Origin of the sequence: Cupriavidus pampae (genome assembly GCF_914271485.1) — a bacterium.
GTDB lineage: Bacteria > Pseudomonadota > Gammaproteobacteria > Burkholderiales > Burkholderiaceae > Cupriavidus > Cupriavidus pampae.
The window spans coordinates 91,336-106,038 of the sequence record NZ_CAJZAG010000018.1 but is presented as its reverse complement, the minus strand read 5'-3'; the positions used below and the strand labels follow the sequence as shown (position 1 = coordinate 106,038).

General features: G+C 60.4%; 20 protein-coding genes. 13 read left to right on the top strand and 7 right to left on the bottom strand.

Going from position 1 to position 14,703, the window contains the following annotated elements; genetic code table 11:
- Positions 1 to 7: 7 nt before the first annotated feature.
- The 3 genes from LDO41_RS34435 to LDO41_RS32515 are packed head-to-tail and all read right to left on the bottom strand — an operon-like array spanning position 8 to position 1,105.
- On the bottom strand, positions 8 to 418 hold the full coding sequence (locus LDO41_RS34435; RefSeq protein WP_377745328.1) for an alpha/beta hydrolase family esterase: 411 nt from the start codon (positions 416 to 418) through the stop codon (positions 8 to 10).
- The gene (locus LDO41_RS34430; RefSeq protein ID WP_223995653.1) at positions 415 to 630 is read right to left on the bottom strand and encodes a hypothetical protein; all 216 of its coding nucleotides are present in this window, start codon (positions 628 to 630) and stop codon (positions 415 to 417) included. Before LDO41_RS34430 ends, LDO41_RS34435 begins: the two co-directional genes overlap by 4 nt.
- Before the next feature lie 49 nt (positions 631 to 679).
- Positions 680 to 1,105 carry a CopG family transcriptional regulator gene (locus LDO41_RS32515; protein WP_223995652.1) on the bottom strand — a complete coding sequence of 142 codons (426 nt, stop codon included), beginning with the start codon at positions 1,103 to 1,105 and terminating at the stop codon, positions 680 to 682.
- 276 nt (positions 1,106 to 1,381) lie between these two features.
- Between LDO41_RS32515 and LDO41_RS32510 the strand changes: the two genes are divergently transcribed.
- A complete protein-coding gene (locus LDO41_RS32510) occupies positions 1,382 to 2,086 on the top strand; it encodes a Crp/Fnr family transcriptional regulator (protein ID WP_223995651.1) in 705 nt (234 codons plus the stop codon).
- Between the two features lie 35 nt (positions 2,087 to 2,121).
- Here LDO41_RS32510 and LDO41_RS32505 read toward each other — a convergent pair whose 3' ends face one another.
- On the bottom strand, positions 2,122 to 2,373 hold the full coding sequence (locus LDO41_RS32505) for a DUF1488 family protein (protein ID WP_223995650.1): 252 nt from the start codon (positions 2,371 to 2,373) through the stop codon (positions 2,122 to 2,124).
- 88 nt (positions 2,374 to 2,461) lie between these two features.
- Positions 2,462 to 2,896, bottom strand: a complete 435-nt coding sequence (gene phaP / locus LDO41_RS32500; protein WP_223995649.1) for a TIGR01841 family phasin — start codon at positions 2,894 to 2,896, stop codon at positions 2,462 to 2,464.
- A gap of 265 nt (positions 2,897 to 3,161) precedes the next feature.
- Here phaP and LDO41_RS32495 point away from each other — a divergent pair, with 265 nt between their 5' ends.
- Positions 3,162 to 3,680 carry a hypothetical protein gene (locus tag LDO41_RS32495; protein WP_223995648.1) on the top strand — a complete coding sequence of 173 codons (519 nt, stop codon included), beginning with the start codon at positions 3,162 to 3,164 and terminating at the stop codon, positions 3,678 to 3,680.
- Positions 3,681 to 3,758: 78 nt separating this feature from the next.
- Positions 3,759 to 3,977: a DUF2188 domain-containing protein gene (locus LDO41_RS32490; RefSeq protein WP_223995647.1), complete on the top strand. Its 219-nt coding sequence runs from the start codon at positions 3,759 to 3,761 to the stop codon at positions 3,975 to 3,977.
- 105 nt (positions 3,978 to 4,082) lie between these two features.
- On the opposite strand, the gene LDO41_RS32485 is transcribed toward LDO41_RS32490, so the two are convergent.
- On the bottom strand, positions 4,083 to 4,247 hold the full coding sequence (locus tag LDO41_RS32485) for a hypothetical protein (protein ID WP_223995646.1): 165 nt from the start codon (positions 4,245 to 4,247) through the stop codon (positions 4,083 to 4,085).
- Positions 4,248 to 4,568: 321 nt separating this feature from the next.
- Positions 4,569 to 6,473, bottom strand: a complete 1,905-nt coding sequence (locus LDO41_RS32480; RefSeq protein ID WP_223995645.1) for a PAS domain-containing hybrid sensor histidine kinase/response regulator — start codon at positions 6,471 to 6,473, stop codon at positions 4,569 to 4,571.
- A gap of 881 nt (positions 6,474 to 7,354) precedes the next feature.
- On the opposite strand from LDO41_RS32480, the gene LDO41_RS32475 reads away from it, so the two are divergent.
- Genes LDO41_RS32475 through LDO41_RS32430 form a run of 10 tightly spaced genes read left to right on the top strand, consistent with a single transcriptional unit; the run spans position 7,355 to position 14,690 of the window.
- Positions 7,355 to 7,942, top strand: coding sequence for a DUF4255 domain-containing protein (locus LDO41_RS32475; protein ID WP_223995644.1), 588 nt, complete (start codon positions 7,355 to 7,357; stop codon positions 7,940 to 7,942).
- The gene (locus tag LDO41_RS32470; RefSeq protein WP_223995643.1) at positions 7,939 to 8,667 is read left to right on the top strand and encodes a hypothetical protein; all 729 of its coding nucleotides are present in this window, start codon (positions 7,939 to 7,941) and stop codon (positions 8,665 to 8,667) included. Before LDO41_RS32475 ends, LDO41_RS32470 begins: the two co-directional genes overlap by 4 nt.
- Before the next feature lie 23 nt (positions 8,668 to 8,690).
- Positions 8,691 to 10,247: a phage tail sheath family protein gene (locus tag LDO41_RS32465; protein WP_223995642.1), complete on the top strand. Its 1,557-nt coding sequence runs from the start codon at positions 8,691 to 8,693 to the stop codon at positions 10,245 to 10,247.
- Positions 10,248 to 10,284: 37 nt separating this feature from the next.
- Positions 10,285 to 10,743 (top strand): phage tail protein, encoded by a 459-nt coding sequence (locus LDO41_RS32460; RefSeq protein ID WP_223995641.1) that lies wholly within the window; start codon positions 10,285 to 10,287, stop codon positions 10,741 to 10,743.
- A 14-nt stretch (positions 10,744 to 10,757) separates the two neighbouring features.
- A complete protein-coding gene (locus LDO41_RS32455; RefSeq protein ID WP_223995640.1) occupies positions 10,758 to 11,228 on the top strand; it encodes a phage tail protein in 471 nt (156 codons plus the stop codon).
- A gap of 3 nt (positions 11,229 to 11,231) precedes the next feature.
- Entirely contained in the window at positions 11,232 to 11,432 is a 201-nt protein-coding gene (locus tag LDO41_RS32450; RefSeq protein WP_223995639.1) for a DUF5908 family protein, read from the top strand.
- On the top strand, positions 11,433 to 12,131 hold the full coding sequence (locus LDO41_RS32445) for a CIS tube protein (RefSeq protein WP_223995638.1): 699 nt from the start codon (positions 11,433 to 11,435) through the stop codon (positions 12,129 to 12,131).
- 2 nt (positions 12,132 to 12,133) lie between these two features.
- Positions 12,134 to 13,921 (top strand): type VI secretion system tip protein VgrG, encoded by a 1,788-nt coding sequence (gene vgrG / locus LDO41_RS32440; protein WP_223995637.1) that lies wholly within the window; start codon positions 12,134 to 12,136, stop codon positions 13,919 to 13,921.
- 32 nt (positions 13,922 to 13,953) lie between these two features.
- Complete coding sequence (locus LDO41_RS32435) at positions 13,954 to 14,253, top strand: PAAR domain-containing protein (RefSeq protein WP_223995636.1); 300 nt, start codon at positions 13,954 to 13,956, stop codon at positions 14,251 to 14,253.
- A gap of 2 nt (positions 14,254 to 14,255) precedes the next feature.
- Positions 14,256 to 14,690, top strand: a complete 435-nt coding sequence (locus LDO41_RS32430; RefSeq protein ID WP_223995635.1) for a GPW/gp25 family protein — start codon at positions 14,256 to 14,258, stop codon at positions 14,688 to 14,690.
- Positions 14,691 to 14,703: the final 13 nt, after the last annotated feature.

The window sequence follows — 14,703 nt, the reverse complement described above, 5'->3', positions numbered from 1 at the left end:
GTTGATGTCATGCGCAACGCCAATCCTGCCTTCCGGTTCGCTCGGTCACGTTGCCGAAATCACCGGTCACGATCCCGAAACGGCCGGTCACGTTCGGCCGAAATACGCATTGATCACCTGGGCGAAACCAGTTCCAGCATTTCGAGGTATTGGCGGCGGGAGATTGAATCGGATACACCACCACAAAGCCAAGATCGTCCGCAAGGTTGTTCATACGGGTACCGGCGGCAAAGTCGTTGGCGTCCTGTGTACATCCATGGAGCATAACGACGAGCGGCATTGGCTCCGCCCGAGCGTCGGCCGCCGGCACGTACACCTTGTATGAGCGCTGCCCGGCCTGGTTGGCAAAGGTGTGTTGGGAAAAATGCCCAGTAGCGACCGCGTGTGGAGGGACGCTCGGTTCAACGACGGTCGTCACGGGTTCTGCCTTGACAACTGCGGCCTCTCGTCAGTCAACAGCGACTCCACGATTTGCGCAGGCATCGGTGCGCTTTGCCTGCCTAGGCCGACATCCGTTGAGTGGTGACCGAGCGCGCGCTGGATCGCCGTCGTCGCCTCCATCGGGCCTGCCGTTTGTAGCAGGTGCATAGCCTCACGCATTGAGGCGAGGAAGCCGTCGTCCATTTTCATTGTGATGCTCTCCGAACTGGCGAACCAGGTGCGGCGTAATTGCCGCGCACTACCGTATGCGTCCCGCCAGCGCCGCTTTAACCGCCGGTGAGGCGTGAAAGACGCCCAACACTTCGACCGAAGCGACAGTTGCAGCCGCCAGGTCAGGACTCACGTCCGATGCAATGCTGGCCAAGCCAAGCACCTGGATAGCGAGTTGCTCCTTAGCTTTCAAGATCGCCTCGAGATCTTGTTTCGAGAAATGATGCAGCCCCAGAACCAGCTCGCGCCGTACCACCGTTTCCTGTATGGCCTGCGCGTGGACGACCAACTGATTACGAATGGCGGTACGGATAAGGTCGGTTCTGTTGGAGTAGAAGCCCTCGGCCACCAGTAGATCGATCTTCCCTAAGTCCACCGGACCAAGGTTGATAGTGATTTTCTCTGTGTCGCCACCTTTAGGCTTGACCACAGATAAATGTGCTTTATTGGTCATTTATAATTTACCTGACTTTCGGATTCGAATTAGGTAGCGTTTAATCCACATATAGTCACGCACATCCATCAAACCATCCACTAACCATCCGATAAGCATCCACCAACCATCCATATGGATGTTATAGAAGCCGTTCATCTCTTAGTCAAGCACTGGTTGTGGTAGCTTTGTGGGCACTTGTCGCGAGGAGACAACCGCCTATAGTTGAATGGTGGTTTCAAAGATTCTTCCTCTGAAGGGTCGCGTCGACCCGATTCCTCCCTCGAAGAGACACCTATGGCGATCACGCCGACATCCAATCGCTTGCTCGCCATGATCCCGCCGGCTGATAGGGGACGCCTTTGCCCACATCTGGAGTTGGTGGAGCTCCCATTGGGTCACGTCGTATATGAATCGGGGGACCAGCTGCGATCGGTGTACTTTCCGGTCGATTCCATCATTTCGCTGTTGTACGTAATGGAGGATGGGGCGTCTGCCGAAATCGCAATCGTTGGCAACGAAGGGATCGTTGGGATTGCAATCTTCATGGGCGGAGAAACGACGCCAAGTCGCGCGGTCGTGCAGAGTGCGGGACATGCATATCGCATGAACCCCGCCGTGTTGAGGCAAGAGTTCCAGCGGGGTGGCCCTATGCAGCAACTGCTGCTGCGGTACACGCAGGCACTCATCACGCAGATGGCGCAGACGGCGGTTTGCAACCGCCATCACTCCATCGACCAGCAACTCTGCCGATGGCTGCTTTTGAGCGTGGACCGATTGCCGACAAACGATCTCACGATGACGCAGGAGCTCATCGCGAACATGCTGGGCGTGCGCCGATCGGGAGTGACTGAGGCAGCGTTGAAGCTACAGGCCTCGGGCTTGATCCGCTACAGTCATGGCCATATTGTCATCCTTGACCGTGCGGGACTGGAAGAGCGCGTCTGCGAATGCTACGCCGTGGTGAAGCGGGAATTCGAACGGCTCCTGCCCGCAAGCTAAGACACGTCCGACGTTCCTCGCTATCTGAAAACGATTTACTCGATGACGTAAGTATGGCGCGGATCATCGGTATAGATATCATGCGCAAGCACGTATATCTGCTCTCGGTATTGATCGAAAAGTGCCAACTGATGTTCTTCATCGAGGGCATGATCGCGGGCTAACTGCGCCAGGAACACGCCAGAAACTCGGAAGGACACCTCGCGCGACTCGTCGTATCCCCAAAAGCGAACACAATGACGCGAAGCATCGTAGCTTCTGCTGGGGTTCGGAAAGTTCAATGCCATATTGTCTCCTCACAAGCTTGCCGTGCCGGGCATGCCCATCACAGCTTGCCGTGATGGTCGCATACCTGCCGCCAAGTGAGGCGGCGACTCATCTGCCCAGCTTGCCCGCTCCTTTCATGAGATTTTTCGCGGCGTCGATGTTCTGATCTGCGCGCCTCGTCATGACAGTCAACGCTTCGGACTGCGATTTTTGCGCCATCTCGGCCATCTCTCGCATGTTCTTGAACGCGGTATGCAGACGTTGCTGCACGATTTCACTTTGCTGCGTCACCGTCCGCGCGCCATCGGTGCCTGCTAAAGCGTTGGGGGCGTCGACCTGGATCTGTTGAATAGTCTTGCTGAAGATCTCCAATTGCTTCTGAACCAGCTTCTGCATTCCTTCATAAGCAATCCTGTTTGCCTGAGTAAGGGCCTCGATATCCTTTCTGCGCGCATCGATGATGAGCGCCATGTCGACGCCCGGGAGCTTGTACTGCTCCAGTAGCATAGTGAAATCGGTAAGCGAGTTGGGTGATGTATCCATGGGGCACCTCATAATTGAAAAAGCAAGAAAGAAATGAGTTTCTTTCAGACGCAAATCCATGCTGCCATGTTGGCGACGAAATTTCCGTACGGTGGCGGACAATTAGGGGCCGTTTTTCGCGGAGAATATCTTTCGCGTACGACACCGGACAGACTCGCAGGCGTAATAAAGATAACGTTTCGGTAGGTCGCGAGTCTCAAATCTTCTATCGCCGCCCCTTCCAAGTTATCCCTGTGGAAGTCACCCTTATCAATTGGGGCACATCATGCGCACGCTACTTTATTTTCGTATCAGAGATGTCGCGATGGCGCGACAGGCAAAAGCTTCACTCCAAGACATCTCCGGGACATCCAACCTGATCGGTGGCCCCTGGTTTTCACAAAACGGCGACCAGCCCGTGGAGGGACTTCCCACGGTGGACAAAGCCCATACGTCCTATCGAGAGGAACTCGCGGTTTCGGGGATCCTCGTCGGCTCGGTCATCGGCGCGGTGACAGTCTATCGGTTCGGCGCATCAGCGGACTCGGTCAACAGTTTCATGTCGTACCTGGGCGCCAGTACCTTCGGTGCAATGATCTTCTGGTGGCTCGGCGGTTTACTGGGTGGACGAATCGCTCGACTCAGCTTGTCCAGGAAGCAAACCGACGTGCCGCCGAACGAAATACTCATGATTACCAGCTGCGACTCCGCATCCAAAGAAGTCACTAAACGAATCATCCACGATCTCGGCGGCGTAAGCATTGACGAGCATAAAGATCTTATGCCGAACTTCCGTTGGGTATAGGCCGGTTCACCGGCGGCACCGCTGCACTAGTGTTGGCCGCCGCTTCACACAACTATGATCCCGGATAGGAGGTCGAACATGAATGCCAACATCCATATCACACCGGCCGGGGATATGTGGGCCGTCCAAGTTGAGGGAGGAGGCCTCCGCACCGTCTTCGCGACGCAAGACGAAGCCATTGTCGCCGGCACAGAACGCGCACAGCGCGAGCGTGTCGAGCTTCTTGTGCATGGCCTGGACGGGCATATTCAAACGCGCAACACTTTCGGGCACGACCTGCGTAATCAAAAGATCTAAGAAGTGCCGGATACCTCGACCGGCATACTCATTCGACTCCCATGCGCTCCCATGACAATCGGTCGTCTTGCCGGCCAGGTCGGCGCGGAGTTTCGACGCAGATTCCTAACGCGGCTGTTTGATGTCGATTTGCCCGGGCTGGCGCGGCGGCGTACCTAACCCTTCGTCATACATCGGCGCATCTTGCTGATCTTTATCGGTACGCTTCTCCGCTGGCGGCAGCTCGGGAATGTTCTTTTCTTCGCGAGGTTGGGGGGTCTGAGTCATCATTGCATCTCCGTGGATTAGGCGACTGCTATGGCCGTGTACATCGATACGGTTGCCATTGCACGTCGGACCAGAAAGACACGCACGAAACAAGCCACGTGGGCCATGATCGGCCATTCTCCTACATAGGGGAGGGGACTTGTTCGGACTGCGCTCTGCGTGTCGATCGCGATCGGCAGAACTGCACCATTCGGCAGCAATTACATGCCCCCACAGAAGGTGCCGTCATTTGCTGGTGAGAGCTGGTCCACTCGAGACAGGTCTTGCCGCGGCCCTTAATCCAGTCTCCAGCGGGTGCAATCCCCGCCGGCCGGGAAACGTGGACTATGTGGCAATACTCTTCAAAAGCACATGAATGTCAACGGGCTTTACGAGGTGCGCATGGAAACCTGCAAGCGAAGTCTCTGCTCTTGCGCTCGAGTGGCCGAAACCGGTGAGCGCTAGGAAGCGGGTCGCAGACAAGGCGGCAATCTTCTTTAACGCGCCGAGTAACTCAAATCCGTCCATATCCGGCATTGCCAGGTCGATCAGTGCCACGTTGGGTGGGCACTTGGTTGCCATCAAGATTGCCATCGCCCCATTGTATGCAATGCTGACCTCATGCCCAAGCATCTGGAGCAGCGCGCCCATGCTATCCGCCGCATCCTGATTATCATCGACCACTAGTATATGGAGGGCAGTTTCCACGGCTGCAGGAAGCGGCAAGTTATCTTTGTCTTGGTCGGCAGGCGTGCCGCGCGGAATTCGGAAGGTGAACTGGCTGCCTTTGCCTGCGCCGGCGCTCATGGCTGAGATCGAGCCGCCGTGCATTTCCACGATTGCCCTCGCCAACGAGAGGCCGATGCCGAGCCCGGCACTGGCGGTCGATCCGGGGCGACCTTCCTGCACGAAGAGATTGAAGATGTCTTCCAGCAAACCAGGCGCGATGCCACGCCCCTGATCGCGCACCTCAACTTCAAGGAAGCCCGACGGAGCTCGTGTGTAGAGTTCGATGGTGCTTCCAACTGGGGAAAACTTGGAAGCGTTCAGCAGGACGTTCTGAAGGACCTGAGCGAGGCGGGTTACATCCACATTGACAATCATGGGCTCGGCAAGCTCGCCGACCGTCAGATGCTGAGATTTGGCATGAATCGTGGGTAACGCGGCATCGATCCCGTCATAGAGAAAACGGTGAACGGGAACGGAGGCGCGTCTTAGCTCTAGCTTCCCCGCCGACAGTCTGCCAACGTCAAGCAGATCGTCCACAAGTCTCGTTACGTGCGTGAGCTGTCGGCGCACGATCGAGAGGTTTTTCTTTACGAGCCCACTGTCCTCCGGCAGTAGCTCCATTGCGGAAGTCGCGGTGCTAATCGGGGAGAGCGGATTGCGCAATTCGTGACCCAGAATAGCCAGGAACTCGTTCATGCGTCTGGCACTTGCTTCGATATCCTCCAGCCGCCTCTGATCGCTCATGTCTCGCGTAACCTTGGCGTATCCCCGTAGCTTCCCCTGCTCGTCATAGACCGCAGTGATCGTTACATGCGCCCAAAAGAGTGATCCATCTTTGCGTACCCGCCACCCACAGTCCTGGACACTGCCGTTTAGCTTAGCTTCTCGCAACTCCGTGCCGGGCTTATCGTCCGCGAGCGCTTCGGGCGGATAGAACTGAGAGAAGTGCCGACCCAGAATTTCCTCATTGCTGTATCCCTTGATCTTCGCCGCGCCGGTGTTCCAACTGATGACATGCCCTCCCGCGTCCAGCATGAATATGGCGTAATCCGAAACACTCTGAACGAGTAGGCGGAACATCCGCTCACTTTCGCGCAACTGCTCGAGATGCAGTTTCTTCTCGGTCATGTCACGCGTAACTTTGCCGAATCCGATGACGTTTCCATCAGTGTCATGCAAGGCCGTGATGATGACATTGGCCCAGAACTGGGATCCATCTTTGCGTACCCGCCATCCTTCATCCTCGAGGCGGCCGTTGCGCGCGGCGATCTCAAGCTCACGCTGCGGCCATTGTCGGGCGACAGCCTCCGCCGTGTAGAAAGTGGATAGGTGCCGGCCAATTACTTCGTCTGCGGTGTACCCTTTGATAGCTTCCGCACCCTTGTTCCAACTCGTGATGTGACCACCTCTGTCGAGAGTAAAAATGGCGTAGTCGGAGATACTGTCAACGAGATTGCGAAAAATGTCGTTGTCGTTGTGCGGGGGGAGGGGAAGATCACCTGTTGAAGCAAGAAGAGCCATGACATACCTAGGAAGGCCTTGCCTGAGTCTGAGGCATGCGCATCGAGGCCGATGTCCGACGCTCTCCTACATCTACCGCTGCTGGGTAACCGGCAGTGACTTCATCGTGCTCGAGGCAACGTTGTCGGCGGTGGGGGATGCCTCGGTGCCCGGGTCGGCGTTGATTCTCGACAATGACCGCTTCATGGGGAAGGCGCGCTGAATTCACCGGTCCACTTGGCCACGACCACCGTGGCCACGTTACCGATCAGATCGGTGGCAACCTATCCCGGTGCCGTCCCCGACAATAGCCCTTCACGATCATGGAGCCGCCCCCATATCCGTCTGATGCTTGCGGTCAGCAGGTTGCGGGCGGAATCGAAGGGCCGCACAATCGGGCCGGTTGTAGCTTTGACCCCTACAACGATATCCCTCGAGCCCGCACACACCTCGTGTACGGGCTCTTTTTTCTGTGAGTCTCAGCTGTCGCGCTGTCAACATTCGGTCCTCGAGCCAGCCGAACGGCGCGTGTACCACCACGGCGAGCTCAAACTAAATGTGCAACAGGGACGACTTTCTGTGTTGCCGTGCCTAGCTGGCCTTAATCGATCAACGTTGCTCCCAGCGCGTGCAGTTCTCGAACAAGCATGGTCGCTAACGTCGATCGGCACAAGCTCGCACCAGGGAGGGGCGGACGAAGCGCTTTGTCTTGCGTACGTGCATGATCGACCATCCTGCGATCTGCCTATGCGCGCCGGCGCTGGCTTCTCAGAAAGATACCTAGGAAAGATGCCGAGATCGGAGTCTGAGCCCCGGAGTATCCGAGTTCAATCTCAGCAATGCGCCGATGGCGGAAGACGCAGATGGCGTCGCATGATCCATGCGTCACCGAGCTTCCCATCATGATCGAAAGCGCGCTAGGTATCCTCGCCCTGCAGTTGAACCAGATGTTCCGCCGCCACGTGGTGCTAGCGGAGGATCTGGTCGTGGTGTCCAATCTGCAGGAGCTCGACGGCAGCGCCGTACCCCTCGTCGCCAACAAGCTGGTCCTGTTCGTGGCCGGCATCGAGCGCGATACCTCTGCCCACCGGCTGCGCCCCAGCGCTACCGGGGAGCACCGCAGCCAGGTCGTCGGCCCGGAACCGCTCTATCTCAATCTGCTGATCCTCTGCGCGGCCACATTCGGCGGCCAGAACTATCCGGAGGCGCTTAAATTCCTGTCGGATGCTATGGCGTTTTTTCAGGCCAATCCCGTCTTTAATCATCAGAATGCGCCGGACCTCGATGCGCGGATCGACCGGATCATGGTCCATATCGAAAATCTGTCGGCGTCCGAGATGCACAGCCTGTGGAGCATCCACGGCGGGCGATACCTGCCGTCAGTGATGTATCGCGCGCGGCTCGTCTGCCTTGACGCGGGTGCCACGCAGGGTCGCGAGCCGTTGGTCGGCCAGCCCGATGTGGCCGTGCGCCCCGGGGTGCGTCCATGACGGCCGGTGCGATGCCAGGCTACCGGGCGATCAGCGGACTGCGAGTCCGCCATCCCTATTTTGCCAGCGGCTGCCCGGTAGGACTGCGCCTGCAGGCCGACGCGGATACTGCCGCGCTGATGCGGCGCTTCGACCTGCTGCTACGCGGCGATGCGCGCGGCTATGTGGTCATGGCCGACGAACACGCCCTCAGTGGGTTGTGGAGCATGCGCAGAGAATGGCCGGAGGCAGGCCTCTCGTTTGCCGCCCACTCGCTCGACCCGCTCTGGGCCTACTACACCGACGTACGCGCGATGGTCAGCAACGGCACGTTTCGGCTCGCGTTCGCGCTGGCGCCGCGCGACTGCGCGAGTCTGGCGGACTGGCTCGCCGCCGCGCCTGTTGACGCCGCGCTGGAGCTGCCCGTGCGCCGGACGATCTGGAAATACCTTATGGTGGGCAACTGGGACCAGCCGCTGACTGTTGCCGATGCCGCGGAGGTCGTCGGGTTCGGTCCCGCAGTCGCCGAGACGTTGCCGGATGGCACCGTGGTCACCGTGGTGCGTTCAGCGGTAGCGCTCGCGCTGGAGGAGCGGCCGAATTATCGATTCCAGCTCATGAAGGGGCCGTCGGGAGACCGGCGCGTATTGGTGCCGCGCCTGCCATTGGCGAGCCCGGCCGCGCTGCGCAGGGAGTTCGTCAATGGCGCTCTGTGCGACGTGTCCGAAATCTTTGTCAATCGCTAACTGTTTTACCGGGAGAGTGTGAAATGGGTGCAATGAAGACGCCTGGCGTCTATATCGTCGAAAAGAACGCCTTTCCAAACTCCGTGGTGGAGGTGGCGACGGCGGTTCCCGCATTCATCGGCCATACGCAGATCGCCGATAACCGCAACAAGCCGCTGAGCATGAAGCCATGGCGAATCAGTTCGATGGCCGAGTACCACCAGTACTTCGGCTACGCACCGTTCCCGCGCTTCAATATCGCGGAGATGACCGATGCCTCGGCAATCGCGGCGTTCCGCGTTGCCGGCAAGGACTACGTGCTGCAGATGCCGGAAGGCAAGGACAGCGGCGGGTACATGCTGTACCGCGCGCTGCGGCACTTCTTCCAGAACGGCGGCGGCCCCTGCTATATCGTGTCCGTGGGCGACTACACGCAGGACCTCGACCTCGACAAGTTCAAGGCCGGCATCGACGAGCTGCTCAAGGAGCAGGAGCCGACGATGGTCGTGATTCCGGAAGCGGTGCGCTTCAAGCAGGCCGACTGCATCGATTTGCAGCAGAGCATGCTCGCGCATTGCGGCGACAAGATGCGCAACCGAGTGGCCATTCTCGATATTTGGGGCGGCGACAAGCCGCGCACCGATCCGAATGGCGATCCCGTGGCGCAGTTTCGCAACGCGCTGGGCATCAACTTCCTCGATTTCGCCTCGGCCTACTATCCATGGCTCAACACCACGGTGATCGGCGACAAGGACATCAGCTACGAGAACATCGCCAACCCTGACATTCTGCAGCAACTGCTGCGCTCGGACCTCGGCTTGCCCGATACGGTACCCGATGACGCGCCGCCCAAGACGCGCGAGCTGGCCGGCGCGATCAGTGATATCTCCAAGGACTGGACCGCCGTCACGCCGCCGCTCAGCGCGGAAGCGATCCTCGCCAACAAAGCGCTGCTTAACAAGACGCTGACGTCGGTCAGTAGCCTGTTCAATACTGTGCTCGACGAAGTGAAGCACCAGCTTAACCTGATGCCGCCGAGCGCGGCCATGGCGGGCATCTACACGATGGTCGACAACACGCGCGGCGTATGGAAGGCACCCGCTAACGTGAGCCTGGCCGGCGTGATCTCGCCGTCGGTGTCGATCTCGTCGGTCGATCAGGAAGAGCTCAACGTCACCACGCAGGGCAAGTCGATCAATGCGATCCGCAGCTTCATCGGCGAAGGCGTGCTGGTGTGGGGCGCGCGCACGCTCGACGGCAACAGCCTCGACTGGCGCTATATCAACGTGCGACGCACGATGATCATGCTCGAGGAATCGTGCCGGCTGGCGGCCAAGGCGCTGGTTTTCGAGCCCAACGTCGCCAATACGTGGGTGACCATCCGCAGCATGATCCAGAACTTCCTGACCAGCATCTGGAAGCGCGGCGGGCTCGCCGGCGCCACCCCGGACGACGCGTTCAGCGTGCACGTGGGCCTCGGCGAGACCATGACGCCCGACGACATCCTCGAAGGCATCCTGCGCGTGACCGTGCTGGTGGCGATGGTGCGTCCGGCGGAGTTCATCGAGATCACGTTCCAGCAGCAGATGCAGAAATCCTGACCCGGCATAACGGCAACCCTATCTACGGAGAACTGTCATGGCAGACGACGGCTCGGCACAATCGACCAATGTATGGCCCATTCCGAAGTTCTACTTCCAGGTGAAGTGGGACTCCACGGTGATGTCCTTCGAGGAAGTCTCGGGGCTCGATGTGGAAGCACAGCAGATCGAGTACCGCCAGGGCGATAGCCCGGTGTTCTCGACGGTCAAGATGCCCGGACTCAAGAAGTACGGCAACGTGACCATGAAGAAGGGCGTGTTCAAGGCCGACAACAAGTTCTGGGACTGGTTCAACCAGATCAAGATGAACACCATCAAGCGCGTGCCGGTGATCATCAGCCTGCTCGATGAAGCCGGCAAGCCCACCATGGTCTGGACGCTGAACAACGCGTGGCCCGCCAAGATCACGGGTACTGACCTCAAGGCGCAGGGCAACGAAGTCGCGGTGGAGACCATCGAGATCGCGCACGAGGGCCTGACCATCGCCAATAGCTGACGCGGGGCGTGTCCATGCAGAAATCGGCACGCTTCGGCACCGACTTCATGCCGGTGTCGTTCTCGTTCTCGGTGGGCTTCAATAATATCGCGTCCGGCGTGGACTGCTCGTTTCAGGAGGTGTCGGGCATCGAGCAGACCATGGACGTCGAGGACGTCCAGTCCGGCGGCGAGAACCGCTTCGTCTACAAGCTGCCCAAGGGCATCCGTCAGGGCAAGCTCGTGCTCAAGCGGGGCACCGCGGACATGCGTTCGCCGCTGATGCGCTGGTGCAAGTCCACGCTGGGCGGCGGTCTGGCCCAGCCGATCACGCCGATGGACGTCAGCGTCTATCTGCTCGACGAGGTGGGCGACAAGATCCGCGGCTGGACGTTCAGCGCAGCGTATCCGATTCAATGGGGTGTGGACGAGTTCAACTCCACGAAGAACAGCATGGTGATCGAGACGATGGAACTCGCTTACCTCAACTGCATCCGGGAACTCTGAATCATGACGATCGAAGTCCGCCAGATGGTCATCCGCTCGGAGCTGGCCGGCGACCAGCGTCGCCAGGCGCCGGCCCAGTCCGGCGAGCCGAAGGACCCCGAGAACTGCTGCGGCGAGGACGAGGCCGCGAGCAATCGCCATCGCGAGCAGCGCGCTCAGCTGCGACAGTTGCGCGCGCAGCTCGCCCGGCTCGGAGAGCGCTAAATGCCAGTGCCTTCCGCCGAACTCACGCCGCTCAGGATCACGGCGTGCCAGGACAATGACGGCGTGGTCACGCCCCAATCTGGCGCCGGCAAGTCGGTTGCGCTGCTGATCAACCCGTCGCAGCTCCATCACGAGCGCAACACGTGCTTCGCGAAGGAAAAGCCGATGGGCGATACCGGATCGGGCCGCCCGTTCAGCCATATGCAGCCTGGCAAGCTGTCGTTCTCGGCGATCTTTGACGGCACCGGCGTGATTCCACGCCCACCGGGCTCGACTATCCCGACCGAGGTGGAAGACCAACTGCGCGCGCTGAGCCGCGTGATCTACGAGTACAAGGGCGCGCAGCATCAGCCCGGCATCGTGCAGGTGTTGTGGGGACAGCTGCTGTTCACCGGACGCCTGACCACGTTCACCACCGACTACACGCTGTTCCGGCCGAGCGGCGTGCCGCTGCGCGCCACCGCGGCATTGGCGTTCGACTCGTACACGAGCAGCAAGCAGGCGCGGCTCGAGGCGGACGCCAGCTCGCCCGACCTGAGCCACCTCGTGCGTGTGGTCGATGGCGACACGCTGCCGTTGCTGTGCGAACGCATCTACGGCGACAGCCGCTACTACATGGCCGTGGCGCGCTTTAATGGACTGCGCCAGTTCCGTTCCCTGACCCCGGGCATGTCCTTGCATTTCCCTCCGCTGGAGTAGTCATGCCCACGTATCCGTCTATCGATCAGGATGGCGTGCTGCGCATCACCGTGGCGAGCAACGGCAAGCCGTTGCCCAATCTCGCACTGATGGCGGTATCCGTGCGCCGAGCCTTCAACCGCATTCCGTGGGCTGAGCTTGTGATCCGGGATGGCGACATGCCGACCGGGGACTTCGAATACAGCGACGCGGACATGTTTGCGCCGGGCGCGACCGTCACCATCAACGCCGGCTATGGCGACGACGAGACACAGATCTTCAGTGGCGTGGTGATACGCCATGGCATCAAGATCGACGGCGATAACGATTCGCGGCTGGTGGTGGAGTGCCGTGACCTAGCCGTCAAGATGACCATCGGTCGGCGCAACGCGAACTACGTCGACCAGACCGATAGCGACGTGCTCACCGGGTTGATCGGCGCGCATGGGCTCACAGCCAACGTTACCTCGACCACCGGCAGCTTCGGCGAACTCGTGCAGTTCTACAGTTCCGACTGGGACTACCTGATCGCGCGCGCCGAATTCAACGGCATGCTCGTTGACGTCGAGAATGGCACCGTCAATGTGCTGGCGCCCGACGCCAGCGTCAAGCCGGTCTTCGGCCTGACGTGGGGGACCGACCTGTATGAGTTCGACGCCGAAATGGACGCGCGGCTGCAATACGAATCGGTGCGGGCCACCGCGTGGGATCCGGCCCAGCAGGCGATCGTGCAGGGCGAGGCCGCCAAGCCGTCTCCGCTCAACGCGCAGGGCGATATCGACGGCTCGACGCTGGCAAAGGTGATCGGCTTGCAGACGTGGCAACTGCAAACCGCGACCACGCAGGAGCAGACCACGCTGACTGGCTGGGCCAAGGCGGTGCAGACGCGCGCGGCGCTGGGACGCCTGCGCGGCCATCTGCGCTGCACCGGCACCGCGCTGGCGAAACCGGGCGTGCAGGTGCAGGTAAGCGGCGTGGGCAAGCGTTTCTCTGGTGCCGTTTACGTCACCGCCGTCGAGCATGCCCTCGTGGGCGGGAGCTGGTTCACCGATGTCGAGTTCGGCTTCGCGCAGGACTGGAAGGCGCCGCATCAGGACGTGGAAGGCCCTGCCGCGGCGGGATTGATGCCCGCGGTGAGCGGTCTGCAGATCGGGGTCGTACAGAAGCTCGACAGCGATCCTGCCGGCGCACAACGCATCCAGATCTCGCTGCCAGTGATGCAGGCGGAAACCGAGGGCGTGTGGGCGCGGCTGTTGCAGGGCTACGCGTCGAACGGCTTCGGCATGTTCTTTTTGCCCGAGCCCGGCGACGAGGTCATCGTCGGCTACCTGAATGACGATCCCAGTCATCCGGTGGTGCTCGGCTCGGTCTACAGCGGCAAGCACGTGCCGCCCTATACGCTGGAAGCGCCCAACAACACCAAGGCCATCGTCACGCGCGCGAAGCATGTGGTCTCGTTCGACGAAGAGAACAAGATCATCACGGTGACCACGCCGGGCAAGAATAAGATCGTGTTCGACGACACCGATCAGTCGATCCTGATTCAGGACCAGCACAACAACAGCATCAAGATGTCGCAGTCGGGCATCGCCTGCGAGAGTCCGTACGACATCACGCTCGACGCCAAGGGCAATATCAAGATGACCGCGAGCATGGCGATCGAGATGACCGCGCAGGCCGACTTCAAGGCCTCGGGCCTCAACGTCCAGTGCGAGGCCCAGGTCGGCTTTACCGGCAAGGGCGCGGCCACTGCCGAGTTATCCGCCTCGGGCCAGACCACGGTCAAGGGCGCGCTCGTGATGATCAATTGAATTCACCGAACCGTTTCAGGAACCCGCACGCCATGCCACCCGCCGCCCGTATCACCGACTTGCATACCTGCCCGATGCAGACGCCCGGCCTGCCGCCGATTCCGCATGTGGGCGGTCCGGTGATCGGGCCAGGCGTGCCCACCGTGCTCACGGGCGGGCTGCCGCAGTCGGTGGTGGGAGACAACGCCGTGTGCGTGGGGCCGCCCGACGTAATCGTGCAGGGCTCCACCACGGTCATGGTCGGCGGGCGTCCCGCGGTGCGCGTGGGCGATACCACCGCGCATGGCGGCGTGGTGGTGCTGGGCCTGCCCACCGTGCTGATCGGAGGCTGACCATGAGCAGCCACGACGGTCGGCATCTCAGTCCGTTTCTCGGGCGCGGGTGGCAGTTCCCACTCGGCTTCGATCCCCGCAATCAGGCAGTGGGCATGGTGGCGGGCGTCGAGGATATCGAGGAAAGTCTGCGCATCCTGTTCGGCACGTGGCCCGGGGAGCGCGTGATGCAGCCCACGTACGGCTGCAGCGTGCGGCGCGCGGTGTTCGAGTCGATCAACGAAAGCACGCTGACCGAACTGCGCGAGCTGATCCGGCGCGCCATCCTGTTCTTCGAGCCGCGCATCCTGCTCGAACACATCGAGACCGAAGCGGAACCGATGGCGGGCCGCGTCGATCTGAAGCTCGAGTACGTCGTGCGCACCACCAACACGCGGCACAACCTCGTCTATCCGCTATACCTGGATCAGGCTACCGAACCCGTGAAAAGCTACTGACGAGGCGGAACAG